General features: G+C 38.8%; 13 protein-coding genes. 1 reads left to right on the top strand and 12 read right to left on the bottom strand.

Going from position 1 to position 17,080, the window contains the following annotated elements:
- Positions 1-677 precede the first annotated feature (677 nt).
- The 12 genes from lysS to pth all read right to left on the bottom strand — a co-directional run bounded on the left by lysS (position 678) and on the right by pth (position 15,653).
- Positions 678-2,174 carry a lysine--tRNA ligase gene (gene lysS, locus AB3I12_RS10520; RefSeq protein ID WP_010720573.1) on the bottom strand — a complete coding sequence of 499 codons (1,497 nt, stop codon included), beginning with the start codon at positions 2,172-2,174 and terminating at the stop codon, positions 678-680.
- Between the two features lie 118 nt (positions 2,175-2,292).
- Positions 2,293-3,288 carry a tRNA dihydrouridine synthase DusB gene (gene dusB / locus AB3I12_RS10515; RefSeq protein ID WP_034700012.1) on the bottom strand — a complete coding sequence of 332 codons (996 nt, stop codon included), beginning with the start codon at positions 3,286-3,288 and terminating at the stop codon, positions 2,293-2,295.
- Positions 3,289-4,176, bottom strand: coding sequence for an Hsp33 family molecular chaperone HslO (gene hslO / locus AB3I12_RS10510; protein ID WP_010720575.1), 888 nt, complete (start codon positions 4,174-4,176; stop codon positions 3,289-3,291).
- Between the two features lie 175 nt (positions 4,177-4,351).
- On the bottom strand, positions 4,352-6,463 hold the full coding sequence (gene ftsH, locus AB3I12_RS10505; protein ID WP_063627630.1) for an ATP-dependent zinc metalloprotease FtsH: 2,112 nt from the start codon (positions 6,461-6,463) through the stop codon (positions 4,352-4,354).
- A gap of 90 nt (positions 6,464-6,553) precedes the next feature.
- Positions 6,554-7,099 carry a hypoxanthine phosphoribosyltransferase gene (gene hpt / locus AB3I12_RS10500; RefSeq protein ID WP_010737292.1) on the bottom strand — a complete coding sequence of 182 codons (546 nt, stop codon included), beginning with the start codon at positions 7,097-7,099 and terminating at the stop codon, positions 6,554-6,556.
- Positions 7,099-8,541 (bottom strand): tRNA lysidine(34) synthetase TilS, encoded by a 1,443-nt coding sequence (gene tilS / locus AB3I12_RS10495; RefSeq protein WP_063627631.1) that lies wholly within the window; start codon positions 8,539-8,541, stop codon positions 7,099-7,101. Before tilS ends, hpt begins: the two co-directional genes overlap by 1 nt.
- Before the next feature lie 110 nt (positions 8,542-8,651).
- Positions 8,652-9,134, bottom strand: a complete 483-nt coding sequence (locus AB3I12_RS10490; RefSeq protein ID WP_010720579.1) for a S1 domain-containing RNA-binding protein — start codon at positions 9,132-9,134, stop codon at positions 8,652-8,654.
- A 44-nt stretch (positions 9,135-9,178) separates the two neighbouring features.
- A complete protein-coding gene (locus tag AB3I12_RS10485; RefSeq protein ID WP_010737290.1) occupies positions 9,179-9,592 on the bottom strand; it encodes a septum formation initiator family protein in 414 nt (137 codons plus the stop codon).
- A gap of 62 nt (positions 9,593-9,654) precedes the next feature.
- On the bottom strand, positions 9,655-9,930 hold the full coding sequence (locus tag AB3I12_RS10480; protein ID WP_010720581.1) for an RNA-binding S4 domain-containing protein: 276 nt from the start codon (positions 9,928-9,930) through the stop codon (positions 9,655-9,657).
- Entirely contained in the window at positions 9,930-11,540 is a 1,611-nt protein-coding gene (locus tag AB3I12_RS10475; RefSeq protein ID WP_010737289.1) for an oligosaccharide flippase family protein, read from the bottom strand. The genes AB3I12_RS10480 and AB3I12_RS10475 overlap by 1 nt, the downstream gene beginning before the upstream one ends.
- Positions 11,541-11,555: 15 nt before the next feature.
- Complete coding sequence (gene mfd / locus AB3I12_RS10470) at positions 11,556-15,077, bottom strand: transcription-repair coupling factor (RefSeq protein WP_010720583.1); 3,522 nt, start codon at positions 15,075-15,077, stop codon at positions 11,556-11,558.
- Positions 15,078-15,092: 15 nt separating this feature from the next.
- A complete protein-coding gene (pth, locus tag AB3I12_RS10465) occupies positions 15,093-15,653 on the bottom strand; it encodes an aminoacyl-tRNA hydrolase (protein WP_010720584.1) in 561 nt (186 codons plus the stop codon).
- Positions 15,654-16,006: 353 nt separating this feature from the next.
- Between pth and AB3I12_RS10460 the strand changes: the two genes are divergently transcribed.
- Positions 16,007-16,981 carry an L-lactate dehydrogenase gene (locus AB3I12_RS10460; protein WP_005875171.1) on the top strand — a complete coding sequence of 325 codons (975 nt, stop codon included), beginning with the start codon at positions 16,007-16,009 and terminating at the stop codon, positions 16,979-16,981.
- The last annotated feature ends 99 nt before the right edge of the window (positions 16,982-17,080 follow it).

Here is a 17,080-nt window from a genome sequence, read left to right as displayed (position 1 = left end):
ATTTGTCAACTCTTTTTTAAAAGTTTTTTAACTTCATTTTTCAGAAGTGTTTCAGCAACTCATTTATCATAACTCGTCGTTTGTTATTTGTCAACAACTTTTTTGAAGTTTTTTTCGATAGAATCAAGCTTCGTAAGCTATTGTTTTTTAACGACTCAGTTATCTTATCATGTGATCTCTCACACGTCAAGAACTTTTTGAAGTTATTTTTTATTTTTGTCAGAAGTTATTTAGTGATAACTTTTGAACAAATAATAATATACCAACTAAACCTTTAACGGTCAACGAATTTTTTGTATTTTTTCAAGTTTTTTTCATTGGACGATCATTTCTGTAATTTTAAAAATAATCATTCGTATTTTAATAGTTTTCCTGCGATATTACTCATCCCTTATTCTTTAATATTCGTTATAAATAAGAAGATCGTTTAATCAATCCACTCAAATACAAGCAAGCAATTCCTTTATCTATGCCTCCACATAATAAATTTCTCGATTATCCTCGCCTTGCATTTTTTTACCGTACCTCATTATTTCAAAAAAGAAACTGACAAAAAGTGGTGTAAGTTTTACGCTATCTACTAGAAATAGAGTGATCCTTTGACTTCTCTCTTTTACTAGATTATAAAAAAAGAAGCCAAGAGTTCTTGGCTTCTTTTTTATTCATATTCACCATATCTAACGCATCGTTGGGAATAGCAAAACATCACGGATCGACTGTGCATCCGTCAATAACATAACTAAACGGTCAATTCCGATACCTAGACCGCCAGTTGGTGGCATACCATATTCTAAAGCTTCCAAGAAGTCTTCATCGACACCGTGTGCTTCATCGTTTCCTAGCTCACGTTCTTTTTCTTGGGCTTCAAAACGTTCTCTTTGATCAATTGGATCATTTAATTCGGTAAAGGCATTCGCAAATTCCCGACCAACGATAAACAATTCAAAACGATCGGTAAAGCGTGGATCTTCTGGATTCTTTTTCGCCAATGGAGATACTTCTACTGGATGTCCGTAAACAAAAGTTGGTTGTGTCAATGTTTCTTCCACAAAAGTTTCAAAGAACTCATTGATGACATGTCCTACGCCCATTGCTTCGGTCACTTCTACGTGATGCTCTTCAGCAAGTGCTAATGCTTCTTCTAATGTCATTTCTTTCCAGAAATCGACACCTGTTTGCTCTTTGATCGCATCTACCATATGGATACGTTTAAAGTCACTTTCCAAATCAACTGCTTGGCCATCATAAGTGATTTCTGCTGTACCAAGAACTTTTTGGGCTGCATTACGAATGATTCCTTCAGTCAAGTTCATGACATCCTGGAAATCTGTATAAGCGGTGTAAGCTTCTAACATCGTAAATTCTGGATTATGAGTTGTATCGATTCCTTCATTACGGAAAACGCGACCGATTTCGTAAACTTTTTCCATTCCACCCACAATTAGGCGTTTTAAATGAAGTTCTAACGCAATACGTAAGTATAAATCAATATCTAGTGCGTTATGGTGTGTAATAAATGGACGAGCTGCAGCACCACCGGCTTCATTGTGTAAGACTGGTGTTTCTACTTCAATATAGCCATTACCATCTAAGTAACGACGGATTTCGCTAATAATTTGGCTACGTTTCATGAAGCGATCAAAACTTTCACGGTTACTGATCAAATCAAGATAACGTTGACGATAACGTTGTTCGATATTAGTCAATCCATGGTATTTATCTGGTAGCGGACGTAAAGCTTTTGATAAAATAGTGATTTCTGATGCCTTGATTGAAACTTCGCCAGTATCAGTCTTCATGATTTCACCTGTTACGCCAAAGAAGTCGCCTAAATCAGCATGTTTGAATACATCATAGGCTTCATCACCTACTTGATCTTTACGTACATAAATTTGGATTTGGCCTTCACGATCTTGTAAGTGAGCAAATCCAGCTTTTCCTTTACCACGACGAGTGATCATTCGACCGGCTACACTTGCAGTTAGCCCCATCTCTGCTAATTCTTCTTTTGTTCTTGGATCAAACAATTCATGTAATTCTTCTGAATTGTGCGTACGTTCAAATCGTTTACCAAAAGGATCAATCCCATTTTCTCTTAATTGCTCCATTTTTTGACGGCGAACAAGCATTTGATCGTTTAAATCTTCTACTTGATGTTGTTGTTCCTGTGTCACAAAAGTTCCTCCATTCTCATGTTATTCTCTTTCCTATAATGCCAATGAAACACAAAAAAAGCAAGCCGAACTTAAAGTTCGACTTGAAAATTCACGAAAAACTTAGAAAATCACTGGATTATTTCACAGATACTTTTTCTGTTTTCTCTAAAAAGCGGTCAAGCAGTTCATTGATTTCTACTTGTTTTTCTGCTTGATTGATTGCAACTTTTACTTTTGCTGCTCGAGAGATTCCTTTTAAATAATAGGAAGCATGTGTCCGAAATTCTCGGCACGCAACAACCTCTCCTTTTAAATCGACTAAACGTTTCAAATGTAATTTAGCGGTCTCGATTTTTTCTCTTGGTGTTGGTTCAGGGATTAACTCCCCGGTTTCTAAGTAATGCTGGGTGCGATGGATCATCCAAGGATTGCCTAACGCTGCACGCCCGATCATTACACCATCCGCTCCTACGTATTCTAACATTCTTTTAGCATCTTCCGGAGTTTTGACATCTCCATTGCCCATAAATGGGATCTTGAGCTGACTTTTAACTTCTTTCAATACTTCCCAGTTTGCTTTACCTTCATACATTTGTACTCTCGTACGTCCGTGCATGGCGATTGCACTGGCGCCAGCTGCTTCAGCCGCTAAAGCATTTTGCACAGCAAAGACATGTTGTTCATCCCAACCGATTCTCATTTTCACAGTAACTGGTACATCAACGGCAGAAGAGACAGCTTGCACCATCTCATAAACTTTATCTGGATCCAATAACCATTTAGCGCCTGCTTCTGCTTTGATGATTTTGTTCACTGGGCAACCCATATTGATATCAATGATGTCAGCCGCTGTATTTTCTTGAACGAATTGGGCAGCCTCGACCAAAGTATCTTTGTTTCCACCAAAAATTTGCAAGCTTAGTGGATGTTCTGTTTCTTCGATATGCAGCATCTCTAATGTTTTCTTGTTTCTAAAATGGATTCCTTGGTCACTGATCATCTCACAGACGACTAATCCAGCACCGAACTCTTTGACGGTCACACGAAAAGCTGAATTAGTGATTCCAGCCATCGGTGCGACAACTACTCGATTGGGAATTTCAACATGTCCGATTTTCCATGTATGTTCCACTTATTTTCCTCCCAGCGCTTCTGCTTTTAGCTCGGATAATTCTGCTTCACTGTATTCATACTTGTTGTTGCAGAATGAACAAACGGCTTCTGCTCCGTGATCTTCATCAATCATCGCTTGGATTTCTTCTGCCCCTAAAGCAATAATTGCTTCCCCAAATTTTTCTTTTGAGCAATCACATTTGAATTGTACCGGCATTTTCTCTAAAATATTCAACTCACTAGTTCCTAGTAAACCTTCAAGAATTTTTTCAGGTGTTAATCCTTCGTCTAATAAAGTAGAAATACGTGGTGTCGTTTTTAATTGTTCTTCGATTTTACTGATAGTTTCTTCATCTGCACCAGGCATGATTTGGATCATAAATCCACCAGCTGTTTTGATACTGTCATCCGTGTTAACTAAAACGCTCAATCCAACTGCTGAAGGAATCTGTTCTGAGATTGCAAGATAATAGGTAAAGTCTTCCGCAATTTCTCCAGAAACAATAGGTGTTTGTCCCGAAAATGGTTCTTTCAAACCGAGGTCTTTAGTAACACTGAACATCCCTTGCGTTCCCACAGCACCACGCACATCAATTTTTCCTGCTTCATTCAAAGGTAGGCTCAAATGAGGGTTTTGGATATAGCCTTTGACTTCTCCTTTACCATTCGCATCTACCACAATCCCATTAGCCGGACCATTCCCTTGAATCCGCACAGTTAACTTGTCTTCGCCTTTTAGCGTCGAACCTAGTAAAAGTCCGCCAACAAGCGTACGACCTAATGCAGCCGATGATGTATGCCAAGTGTCGTGTCGTTTTTGGGCTTCTGCAACAGTATTTGTTGCTTGAACTGCATAAGCACGTACATAGCCATCATAGGCCAGTGCCTTGATCAAATAATCTTCCATTTATTTATGTACCTCTTTTCCGATTTTTAAATTCATAGTGAATCATACTAGTTACGCTGATAATTTTCAACTTATGAATGTTATCTTTTCTTTTATTTGCCTATTCTATAATAAAAAATAAAACAACTACTAAAAAAGAGCCACGACTTTTGTCGTAGCTCTCATTTTTTAGCGATTATTTCGGTTGATCACCCGAATCATCTGTTGAAGAAGTTTGATGTTCTTCTTCATTTAATTCTTTTTTCTCTTCTTCAAATTCTTTCTTATCGTGCTCAAAATCTTGCTTTTCTTCCGCTTGTTTTTCTGCGTCTTTTTCTTCCAAAGCACGTTTTGCTTCTTCAAAAGTTTGCGCTTCTTTTTCACTAGGATAGTTAGCAGATTCTGAACCTTCAGGCATAACACCTTTTTCAAATAAAGATTTGATTGCTTTCGCATCGAGTGTTTCAAATTCTAACAGTTTTTCAGCGATCAATTTATGTTGCGCTCGATGTGCTTCGATGATCTCATGCGCTTTTTGATGAGCTTCCATCAAAATCTTACGCACTTCTTGGTCAATTTCAAAGGCCACTTGTTCAGAGTAAGCTTTCGTTTGACCATAGTCACGACCAACGAATACTTGATGATTTCCTTCATATTGAACTGGACCTAAACGATCACTCATTCCATATTCAGTTACCATGCTTCGTGCTAAAGCTGTTGCTTGTTCAAAGTCATTAGAAGCCCCAGTTGATTGAACGTTGAAGATGATTTCTTCTGCTGTTCGACCACCAAGCAAACCAACGATTTGTTCAAACATATCTTCTTTTGTCATCAAGAATTGATCTTCTTTTGGTAAGGCGATCATATAACCACCTGCACGTCCACGTGGAATAATGGTAACTTTATGAACCACACGTGCCCGACTCAAGACTAAACCAACGATCGTATGACCTGCTTCGTGATAAGCCACCATTTCTCGTTCTTTTTTGCTGATTACGCGATCTTTCTTAGCTGGACCTGCAATCACGCGATCTTCTGCTTCATCAATATCTGAAGCATCGATTTTCTTCTTGTTACGACGAGCCGCAACTAAAGCTGCTTCGTTTAAGACATTTTCTAAATCTGCACCAGCAAAACCTGGTGTTTGTTGTGCCACGACTTTCAAATCAACGTCATCTGCCATCGGTTTGTTTCGTGCGTGAACACGTAAGATTGCTTCACGGCCTTTCACATCTGGACGACCAACTAAAATTTGACGGTCAAAACGTCCTGGACGTAAAAGTGCAGGGTCAAGTACATCTGAACGGTTTGTTGCAGCAATGACGATAACACCTTCATTCCCATCAAATCCGTCCATTTCAACTAGCAATTGGTTCAGTGTTTGTTCACGTTCATCATGTCCACCGCCCATGCCTGCGCCACGTTGACGACCAACAGCATCAATTTCATCGATGAAGATGATTGCTGGAGCATTTTTCTTCGCTGTTTCAAATAAGTCACGAACACGACTTGCCCCAACACCCACAAACATTTCTACAAAGTCAGAACCTGAAATAGAGTAAAACGGTACACCCGCTTCTCCAGCTACAGCTTTTGCTAACAATGTTTTACCAGTTCCTGGAGGTCCTTCTAAAAGAACACCAGCTGGGATACGTGCGCCTAACTCAACAAAACGTCGCGGATCTCTTAAGAATTCAACAACTTCAACCAACTCTTGTTTCTCTTCTTCTGCACCAGCGACATCCGAGAAGCGTACACGGTTCGCTTTTTTGTCTGCTTCTTTGGCTTTTGATTTACCAAAGTTCATGACACGGCCACCGCCGCCTCCGCCACCACCTTGTTGCCCCATCATCATATAGAAGAAGAACACAAGGATGATAATTGGTAAGAAGCTTAGCAATAAGGATACCCATACGCCACTGCTTGATTCTTCTTTGACTGTTGTAGCTACGTTATGTTCTTTCGCTAAATCAGTCACTTGGCTAAGTGTGGTATCGTTTGGCAAAATAATCGTTGTAAAGTGTGTCGTTTTTGTATCTGTCGATCCTAAGATAGCAAGTCCACCACTGTTAGAGACGGTTTGCTGTTCTTTATACTCTCCAGAAATTTTATATACACCATTTGCAGGTTGCACTTCAAATTCTTTGATTTTCCCTGCTTGTAATTGTTCTGTAAATTTTGTGTACTCGATATCTGACGATCGTTGGCCGTTATTACCAAAGATAAAATATACGACCATAACCATCGCTAAGATTACGAGGACATAATACAAGGCATTTTTCATCATGCCATTGTTTTTTTTGTTCATAGTTGCCCTCCCTATGCGTTATTTTAATTTAGCATTTTTTTTATCAATCCTGACCATTCTATTGTAACACAATTTATAGTAGATACAGCACTAATTTGATTGATAAACGCTAGGCTTCAATACACCGATGTATGGTAAATTACGGTAAGCTTCTGCATAATCTAATCCGTAACCCACTACAAATTCATTAGGAACATTGAATCCAACATAGTCTGCTTCAATATCAACTACTCTACCTTCTGGTTTATCAAGCAATGTGACAATTTTCACTGATTTTGCTTTACGGTATTTAAATAGATCAACCAAATAAGCGAGTGTTCTTCCACTATCGATGATATCTTCAACGATCAGTAAGTCACGGCCTTCAACATTGGTATCTAAATCTTTGACGATTTTGACTTCTCCTGATGAAACCGTTGCATTTCCATAACTTGAAACATCCATAAAGTCTATTTCCAAGTGAGCATCAATCGAACGTATGATATCTGCCATGAATGGAACAGCGCCTTTTAGAACACCAACAACGAGTGGATTATTATGCTTATAAGTTTCTGCCAATTCTTTGCCTAGTTCTTCACAACGAACTTGTATTTCTTCTCTTGTAATCAAAACTTTTTCAATATCCTTTTCTAACATCAGGTTCTCCTTCCAATTGCTTCTTTGTGATATTTGTAAAGAAGTATGTAGTGTATTTTATCAGTTTCTACACCAATACTCAAATAGGAATAGGTAAATGGGACCAAACTATAAATATTTTCATTTTGATCCCTCACGACCCATGCCTCTTTTCTTTGTGAATCAGGTACTTTGTTATCAATCAAATATCTGGATATTTTCTTTTTTAGTTTGCTATTTAGCTGGATACGCTCTCCTGCTTGTCTCTTTCCTACAAACAGTTCTTGATGTGAAGATAGCCAAAGATCATGAGAAAACTCGTCCCAATCATCTGCTTTTCTAGCTTCTTCGGCTGCTTCAGGTGTAAACAAGCCGATCCAGCAGCTTTCATCTAACCTGATGCGTTGATTCAACTCCAACTTATACGCCTCTGTTCGTTCTTGTATTGTTTTTGAGGGATCAGCTTTCTCTTGGATAAGATAGATTTTTTCATAGCTACGTTGCAGAACCCACCCTCGTTCAAGAGTAATTTTCCATTGGCCTTTTTTCTGTTGACACTGTTGTAAAATCAGTTGGATTTGTTTTTCTTTGATCACGATCGCTGTTTTTTCAAAAAAATGATCAAAGAATGCGTATAAGAAATAATAGCTTTCTTCTTCTGGCATCTCCGCTAATAGTTTCCAAGGAAAATGCACCCATTCGTTTTCTTCTACGACATTTTCCATCAAGACTTTCTTCATGTGTGTTTGAATCAATCGATCTGCCCATTGGATCTGCTGCGAAAAACGTTGAAAATGAACCATTGCTTGTGGATTTTCTTGTTTTAGTTGAGGCAGAACCAAATGACGAAGGCGATTACGTTGAACATCCAACTCTTGATTCGTATGGTCTTCAAAATAAACCAGCTCTCGCTCTGAAGCATATTGATATAATTGCGCCTTACTAAATCCTAGTAACGGACGAATCAATCGACCATTGGAGAAGGGTTGGGCTTCTTTGATCCCAGCATAGGTACTAAGTTGCCCCCCACGCAACAACTTCATTAAAACCGTTTCCATTTGGTCATCCCCATGATGTGCCGTCATTAGGCAGTCATAGCTGCCGCTTTGCATCTGCTTCGCAAACACTTGATAACGAAACTCTCGAGCCGCTGTTTCAATGCCCTTTTTTGTTGGCTTTTCCCAAACTTCCACTTGTAATGGGAGTTGATGTTGTTGACAATACTTCTTTAAATACGCAACTTCATGAACAGATTCTTCTCTTAATTGATGATTGATATGGGTCACTGCCAAAAAGAAACCCCATTTTTTTTGCGCTTCCATCATTAAATCCAGAAGAACCATAGAATCTACTCCCCCAGAAACCGCCAGTAGCGCTCTTGTTTTTTCATTCAAATAACCATTAATTTCACAATTTGTCAAAAAACGTTGTCTGATCTTCCTTGCGTCTTGTTCTTCTTCCATCGAATCACTTCCTTGTTCCTTCTCGGCTTCGATCAACCTACCATCAAAGATTCCAATGAAAAAAAGAGCGGACAAAAGTCTGCGACAATTGCCTGCTCTTAAGTTTTTGGTTAGCTGCGACGTCCGCCGCGTCCGCCACGTTTACCTTCTGTATTGCGCTTCAAGGAAGTCAATCGATCATCACTATCCTTTAAAAATGAACTCATTAATGAATCGAAGTCTTCTTTATGGTTATTAGAAGATTGACTGCGAGAAAAAGGTTTTTTCTGTGTTGAACGACCTCGATTATCGCGAGGATCTCTTTGTTGGTATTTTTTTGGACGCTTATCATCATCTGATTCTGTTGATTCCGCTGGTTTTGGTTGTGTTTGACGGATTGATAATCCAATTTTACCATCATCATTAACTGAGATAACTTTAACAGTTACTTCATCACTGACACTTAAAACATCATGAATATCTTTGATATAGCCATTTGAGACTTCACTGATATGAACTAGACCAGTTTTTCCAGCTCCTAAATCAATAAACGCGCCAAAATTTGTAATTCCTGATACTTTTCCTTGCAGTTTTGCTCCTACCTCGATTGACATAAAAAAAATGTTCCTCCTAATTATTAACCTATTTATAATACTGCTTATTTTGCAGTTGTTGAACTAGTTGTTTGGTCTGTGTCATCCGTATTTGATTCTAATACTGGATAAACCTGCTCGCCTTCTTTTGAATAAAAGTATTTGCTTCTCGCAAGTTTCGCCACATAGTCATCATCTTTCAATAATGAGACATCCTGTGTTAGCTGATCCACATCAGCATTGACTTGGCTTAATTCCGTATTTGCTTCAACTTTCAATTCGTTTAATTGATTCATTCTTTGCATATCACGAAAAATTTGAAAACCTAAAATTGCGAAAATGACCAAAGCACCTATAAAAATAACTGCTAATCGACGTCTACGAAAAATCAACTGGCGTTGTTGTTCTTGAAATTCGACATATTTTTTCTTTGCATACTCTGTATCTAAAGCAGCAATTTTGTTGCTTTTTTTTGTCACTTCTCTTCGCTCCAATCTTTTTTGATTGTCGTTTTCATTATACCAATATCATTGAGGGTTGTCTAATCTATTTCGTCAGTGTTTTGCTTGCGAATCTCCGAAATGATCTCATACATTTTTTGAGCATCTTCTTTTTTCGTTGACTCATGTAATTCATTGACTTTTACTTCCATTGTTTTGTTTCCAAATTGAATCTTCAATTGATCGCCTACCTTGACATCACTAGAAGATTTAGCCAATTTTCCGTTGATTTGAATTCTTCCTTTATCTGCCACTTCTTTTGCTACAGAGCGGCGTTTGATAATTCGGGAAATTTTAAGAAATTTATCTAATCGCATTAGGATTCCTCACTTTTATTTTTTATAAGTTTATTAAATCGTAAAATCTTTTTTCCAAACGGTAACATCAACCATTCTCTAACCGTAAATAATTTTGTCCAGATCACTGCATTCACAAAGACGAACGCCCCGATTCCTACACCTGCTAAACTGGCAAAGAACGCAGAAGACCGATGAGCAACCGGTCCAAAAATCATCGTCAGTCCGCCATAATAAATCAGTAAGGCTAAGATCATCCATCCCAAACATTGAAGCAATTTACTTCCAAAGCGACGTTCTTTCCAGAACTGATTGATTTCACTAGTCTCCGTGTGGACAAAATACCATAGAGTGACAGCCAATCCTAGCAAGGTCGACAAACTAGCACCTACTGTCCCTAGATAACCAGTTAGAAACGGGGTTGCCAAAGCTTTGGCTAACAGCCCCCAGCCTGCACCTTTCAAAGAGGGACGAAAAGAATTTTTACTTTGGGCAATACTTTGATAGGTTTGGATGATTGCTGTTAAAGCAATTGCAAAGACGAATAGCACCAACGCTGCATTCCCAGCGTAATCTTTAAATAGCGCATAGTTGATATACGGTAAAAGCATAGCTAGTCCTACAGAAGCAGCTAATGCTAAAGTCGTTGTTAACCGTAAATAGATTTTGGCAGTCTTTAGAAATTGACTATGCACAGCCGTTATCAAGTATTTCGTCAATGCAGGTAAGAAAGTCGCACTTAATGCAGTTGCAATCACTAGTCCTAATTGAACTAACGGTTGCCCACGATCATAGACCCCTTTTGCAATTTTTGCACTTTGTTCAGATAGTCCATAAACTTGAAGCGCATTTTTTACAAAAAATGAGTCGATCAGCTGAAAGAAAATCAGCAGACCACTATAGATTGACACTAAGCCCCCTTCAACTAAAAAACGCCGGATCAATCGTTTGTCAGGTCGTTTCGTGACCGAAAAATGTCGAAAACTTAACGCTCCACCATGGATTTTTTGTTCATAATAGCGCAACACACCATAGGCACAAAGTCCCCCGATGACTGCACCACTCATAGCAGCAGTTCCTGTTTGGTAAACTGACCAGCCAAATAGTCGAAAAGCAAAGGCACTGAAAACGATGATCGCCACTCTCACAAATTGTTCAACGACTTGTGAAACAGCTGTCGGTTCCATCAAAAATCTGCCTTGGAAATTCCCTCGATAAAAAGATAGTCCTGGCATCAGTAAGAAAGTAAATGAAACGATTTGGATCAGCGGTCGTAATTGCTGATCCCCCATCATCCAAGCAATCCAACGGCTAAAGAGAAAAGTAAACAGCCACAGAACAATCCCTGTCCAAAAAACTAATGGATAAAGCCGTTGCAGTGCTTCTTTTCGCTGAATTGGATCTTTTCGTTCAGCGACATATTTTGAAATGAATTGCGGTAAACCAGACAACGCTAAAGTCATGGCAATCCCATAGATTGGGTATACTTGTTGGTATACATAAAATCCTTCATCACCAACTAAGTTTTGGAGCGGAATGCGGTACAGCGCACTTAGGACTTTTGCTATGAAAGAAGCAATCGTCAATATAAATGCGCCATGCATCACGCGACGCATCTCTTTATGGTCCAAAGTATTCGCTCCTTCCTAAGCAGACAGATATTTTTGTTCACGTAAAGCTTTGACAAAACGTTGGATTTCTTGCAACCAAACTGCTTCATCGGTCTTGTTAGGAACCGTTAGTCGAATCACCATTTTTTCTTTTTCTACACCTAAACTTGCTTTTAGTTTTGTTGCAGTCAAAGCTTCAAATAACTGTTCTACAGTATAGCGTTTTGTTCCTGCTTTACTTAGATTAAAGACGATAGTCTGCTGTTGCTTGCGAATTGTTTCAATCAAGGCGCGATCGCCATCCATTTTGATTTGGCCAATCGTTAAGAGATGTGCCACCTCTTCAGGGTATTCCCCAAAACGGTCTAAAAGATCATCTTCTAATTCATCAAGCATTTCTTGTGAATCAAGTTCCCTGATCCGTTTATAAATTTCAATTTTCTGTCTTTGGTCCGAAACATATTCTTCTGGCAAGTAAGCATCGACCCCAAGATCGATTTCAACTGCTGTTTTTTCCACTTGGTTGTTCTTTCCTTGTTTACGTAAAACAGCATCACTTAACATTTGCGAATACATGTCGAATCCGACAGCATCAATAAAGCCGTGCTGCTGCGCACCTAGCAGATTTCCTGCTCCTCGGATCGATAAATCCCGCATAGCGATTTTAAAACCAGAGCCTAGTTCGGTGAAATCTTTAATGGCTTGAAGACGTTTTTCGCTGACTTCATTCAAGATTTTTTGTTGTTCATACATGAAGTAGGCGTACGCCACTCGGTTGCTTCGTCCCACACGACCTCGTAATTGATAAAGAGTCGATAGCCCCATGTAATCAGCATTTTCAACGAAGAGCGTATTCGCATTTGGAATATCGACACCCGTTTCAATGATCGTCGTTGTGACTAACACATCATATTGTCCTTCAATAAAATCAAACAATGTATTTTCTAATTGTGCTTCAGTCATTTGACCATGCGCATAACCGATCCGTGCTTCTGGTACAAGTTCTTGGATTTCTTCCACTTTTTGTTCGATCGTCTCTACTCGATTATAGAGATAGAACACTTGACCGCCACGCCCCATTTCTCGATGGATAGCTTCACGAATCGCTCCAGGATTTTTTTCCATCACGTAAGTTTGAATCGGATAACGATTGGCAGGCGGTGTTTCGATCACTGATAAATCACGAACCCCGAGCATTGACATGTGGAGTGTCCGTGGGATCGGTGTCGCTGTCAACGTCAAGACATCCACTTGGGCACGTAGTTGTTTCAAACGTTCTTTATGTTTTACACCAAAACGCTGTTCTTCGTCAACGATCAATAACCCTAAGTCACTAAATTCAATGTCTTTAGATAAGATACGATGCGTTCCGACTACGATATCGATTTGTCCAGTACGTAATTGTTCAATCGTTTCTTTTTGTTGTTTTTTCGTTCGGAAACGACTCAATAGACCTACATTTACTGGAAATCCTTCAAAACGTTCCAACATCGTTTCATAATGTTGTTGGGCGAGAATGGTCGTAGGAACTAAAAAGGCAACTTGTTTACTTTCCTTGACGGCTTTAAAAGCAGCTCGTAAAGCCACTTCCGTTTTACCGTAGCCAACATCACCAACGAGCAAACGATCCATCGGTTTTTCTTTTTCCATATCTCGTTTGATCTCTGCGGCACTCCGTAATTGGTCATCCGTTTCAGAGTATGGGAAGGCATTTTCAAATTCTTTTTGATACCCATCATCCGGTCCAAACGCATACCCTTTTTCTGATTCTCTGGCAGCATATAGTTTGATCAGATCATCTGCGATATCTTCAATTTTAGACGAAACCTTTCTTTTGGTTTTCGTCCATTCACTACTGCCTAATTTATTGATACGAGGTGCTTTTGATTCAGAAGCAACATATTTTTGGATCAAATTCAGCTGGGTAACCGGAATAAATAATTTATCGTCATTTTGATAAAGGATCGTCATGTAGTCTTGATGGACACCATCCACTTCTAACGTTTCCATCCCAATATATTTACCGATCCCGTGATTTGCGTGAACGACATAGTCGCCTGCTTTTAGTTCATTATAGCTTTTTAAACGTTCCGCATTAGTTACGGTTTGTCGCCGTGTTTGTTTCTTCGTCGTTTTTTGGAAAATTTCTTTTTCCGTAATTGCGACTATTTTTTCTTGAGGAAGTTCGAACCCTGTTTGCAGCGCCCCTTCCACTAGTTGCACTTGTCCTCTGATCAGTTTTTCTTTTTCGGTTTCCACGACTAGGATCTCTTCATCACGTAACATCTGCTCCGCTTTTCTAATCCGTTCTTTCGTAGGAATAAAGATGACTACTGTTTGTTCTTGCTTACGCCATCGGTCCATTTCTGTTTTCAATAATGGCATTTGACCGAAAAATTGTTGCATCGTACGATATTGAAAATTGTGAATCGCTTGAAAACGTAAATTCCCCATACCCTTTTGAAAAAGCGCAAAAAAAGTCGTCACAAATTTTTCTTTTTGAACTAATTTATGCACATCATTGACAAAAACTTGCTCTGAGAAGACACGTAATTCACTAATTTTTTGTGTTTGCCATTCAGCTGCTTCTCTTTCGATCTCCCGATTTGTTTCCATGATTCGTTGATAATCATCCACAATGAATAAACTACTTGTTGGAAAATAATCAAGGATCGTCGTTTCTTCTTGATAAAGAAGATCAGCATAAAGTTTCGCGTCTTCTGTCGGATTTCCTGCTTGCCATTGCGCGATCACTTGTCCAAAATAATCCTGCACGAATTGGCGGTCTGTTTCTTCTGAAATCGTCGCTAGTTTCTTTTCTAACAACTTTTCCAGTCGGTCGATCCCATGAAGTAAATCAGCTTGGTCGTAGACCTGTTCACTTGTCGGTGCGATCCAAATTTCTGTTACTTTTTCGATCGAGCGTTGAGTTTCTACTTCAAAATATCGCATGGAGTCAATCTCTACATCAAATAATTCGATACGTACGGGATGTTCGAGATTGATCGGATAGATATCAATGATGCTGCCACGAATACTATACTCTCCTGTTTTTGCCACCATCTCAACTCGTTCGTAGCCTAATAAAGTCAATAGACGAGGCAGATCGTCAACGGCTATTTCCTCTCCCGTTCGCCAAGTCAATTGGGCTTGTTTCCAAACTTTTGGACTGGGTAATCGTTTATGCAATGCTGCTACTGGTAATAAATAGACCCCTGGTTGTTTTTGTTGCAGGGCATTTAGTGTAGCAACTCGTTCTCTTCTTGCTTCTGGGGAAGAAAAAGCCATTTCCGCAGAAAGAACTTCATCTACTGGAAAAGAATGTATTTGTTCTGCTGGCAAAACATGTTGCAAATCTTCTGCTAGTTGATTCGCATAATACAGATTAGGCATTAATACGACTAAGTTTTTCTTTGTTTTTTTGAACGCTCGAGCAAAGAGAAGAGTTTTGGCTGAACCAGCTAAACCAGTGATCAATTGTCTTGGTGATTTTTCTTCTATCTGGTTGAGCCATTCCTTTACCTGTGGATCTTTACCAATTAATTGAACGATATCCATTTTTTTCCTCCTTCGCTAATTGAATTTGTTCATCGTATCGATAAACGAATGACCATCCAGCATAAACTCGAGTGCTGCCACTGACTGATCGATACTTGCTTCAATCAATGGTTGAACTTCTTTACTAAATGGGCTTAGCACGTGTTGAACAACAGTTTTGTTTCCTTCTGGTCGACCAATGCCTACTTTGATACGGTCAAATACATTTGTATTCAAGTGAGAAATGATACTTTTTATTCCATTATGCCCTCCAGCACTCCCTTTTTGGCGCAAGCGGATCTTGCCAGTTACAAGATCTAAATCATCATAAACAACAACTAATTCTTCCGGATAAATACCGAAATAAGTCATTAATGGTCCTACAGCACGACCAGATTCGTTCATAAAAGTTTGCGGCTTCACTAATAAGATTTTTTCTCCTTGATAGAAAAACTCTGCAACTTCCGCTTCAAATGTATTTTTTTTAAACACAGCTTGCTGCTTTTCAGCCATGCGATCAACGACCATAAAGCCGATATTATGTTTGGTTTGTGCATATTTGGTTCCTGGGTTTCCAAGCCCTACGATCATTTTCATTTGTTCTACCACCTAATTGAAAAAAGCAGCACAAAAGGCTGGAGCGCCCTAAAGCAATCCAGTCTTTGACTCATTTTTTCATTTTTTTACTTTCTACTATTAAGTATAACACACAAGTACCTGTTTCAACAAAAAGAGAATGTTTAACAAATGATAAAGAAATTAAAATTTTCTTCAAAGTCTAATAAATTAATAACCTTTTAAAAATAGTGAAATCACGCACATGTAAGCTTTTACATATAATACAACCTTGTTATCTGTTATATTTTATAGCCAAATAGCGTGACAGCGGGCTTGATAAATGTTAGCATAGGCATGGGAAAAAACAAAATCAATGGAAGGATTGATATATAATGACTGCAGCTGCAGAAAAAAAAGATCATCAAAAAGTAATTCTTGTTGGAGATGGCGCCGTAGGTTCTAGCTATGCCTTTGCTCTAGTTACTCAAAACATTGCACAAGAAGTAGGTATCGTAGATATCAACACAGCAAAAACTGAAGGAGATGCTATTGATTTATCACATGCTCTAGCATTTACTTCACCTAAAAAAATCTACTCTGCTACTTATGCAGATGCACATGATGCTGACTTAGTAGTTATCACTGCTGGTGCACCACAAAAACCAGGTGAAACTCGTTTAGACTTAGTAAATAAAAACTTAAAAATCAACCGCGATGTAGTAACACAAATTGTTGAATCAGGATTCAATGGTATTTTCTTAGTTGCTGCTAACCCAGTAGATATTTTAACTTACTCAACTTGGAAATTCTCAGGCTTCCCTAAAGAACGCGTAATCGGTTCAGGTACTTCACTTGACTCAGCTCGCTTCCGTCAAGCACTTGCAGAATTAGTTGATGTTGATGCACGTAACGTCCATGCTTATATCTTAGGTGAACATGGTGACTCAGAATTTCCTGTTTGGTCACATGCTAACGTTGCTGGTTTACAAATTTATGAATGGGTTAAAAACAATCCAGACGTTGATGAAGAAGCAATGGTTAACTTATTCTTTGGTGTACGTGATGCTGCTTACACAATCATTGAAAAGAAAGGCGCTACTTTCTATGGTATCGCTGTAGCCTTAGCACGTATCACTCGTGCCATCTTAGATGATGAAAATGCTGTACTTCCACTATCTGTATTTATGAATGGTGAATACGGCTTGAACGATATCTACATTGGTGCCCCTGCAGTAATCAACCGTCAAGGTATCCAAAAAGTTATCGAAATCCCTCTAAGTGACAGCGAACAAGATCGTATGGCTGCTTCAGCTAAACAATTAAAAGAAATCTTAGATGAAGCTTTTTCTAAATTAGACGCTGAATAATTAGAATAAATTTAACCACTTAATCAAGCAGAATGTCAGCATTCTGCTTGATTTTTTTACTTAACGATCGTTAAATTTTTGCTAAATCATTTGTCCCCT

The sequence above is a fragment of the Enterococcus sp. C65 genome (assembly GCF_040887165.1).
Classification (GTDB): Bacteria; Bacillota; Bacilli; order Lactobacillales; family Enterococcaceae; genus Enterococcus_B; species Enterococcus_B hirae.
The sequence above is the reverse complement of the archived record's forward strand: the minus strand, read 5'-3'. Positions and strand labels throughout refer to the sequence as shown.

What these genes read in the sequence shown, in the direction of transcription:
- hslO (WP_010720575.1), bottom strand. Translation starts at nt 4,176, where the DNA reads ATGGAAGATTATTTGATCAAGGCACTGGCCTATGATGGCTATGTACGT.
- ftsH (WP_063627630.1), bottom strand. Translation starts at nt 6,463, where the DNA reads ATGAACAAAAAAAACAATGGCATGATGAAAAATGCCTTGTATTATGTC.
- hpt (WP_010737292.1), bottom strand. Translation starts at nt 7,099, where the DNA reads ATGTTAGAAAAGGATATTGAAAAAGTTTTGATTACAAGAGAAGAAATA.
- tilS (WP_063627631.1), bottom strand. Translation starts at nt 8,541, where the DNA reads ATGGAAGAAGAACAAGACGCAAGGAAGATCAGACAACGTTTTTTGACA.
- AB3I12_RS10490 (WP_010720579.1), bottom strand. Translation starts at nt 9,134, where the DNA reads ATGTCAATCGAGGTAGGAGCAAAACTGCAAGGAAAAGTATCAGGAATT.
- AB3I12_RS10480 (WP_010720581.1), bottom strand. Translation starts at nt 9,930, where the DNA reads ATGCGATTAGATAAATTTCTTAAAATTTCCCGAATTATCAAACGCCGC.
- mfd (WP_010720583.1), bottom strand. Translation starts at nt 15,077, where the DNA reads ATGGATATCGTTCAATTAATTGGTAAAGATCCACAGGTAAAGGAATGG.
- pth (WP_010720584.1), bottom strand. Translation starts at nt 15,653, where the DNA reads ATGAAAATGATCGTAGGGCTTGGAAACCCAGGAACCAAATATGCACAA.
- AB3I12_RS10460 (WP_005875171.1), top strand. Translation starts at nt 16,007, where the DNA reads ATGACTGCAGCTGCAGAAAAAAAAGATCATCAAAAAGTAATTCTTGTT.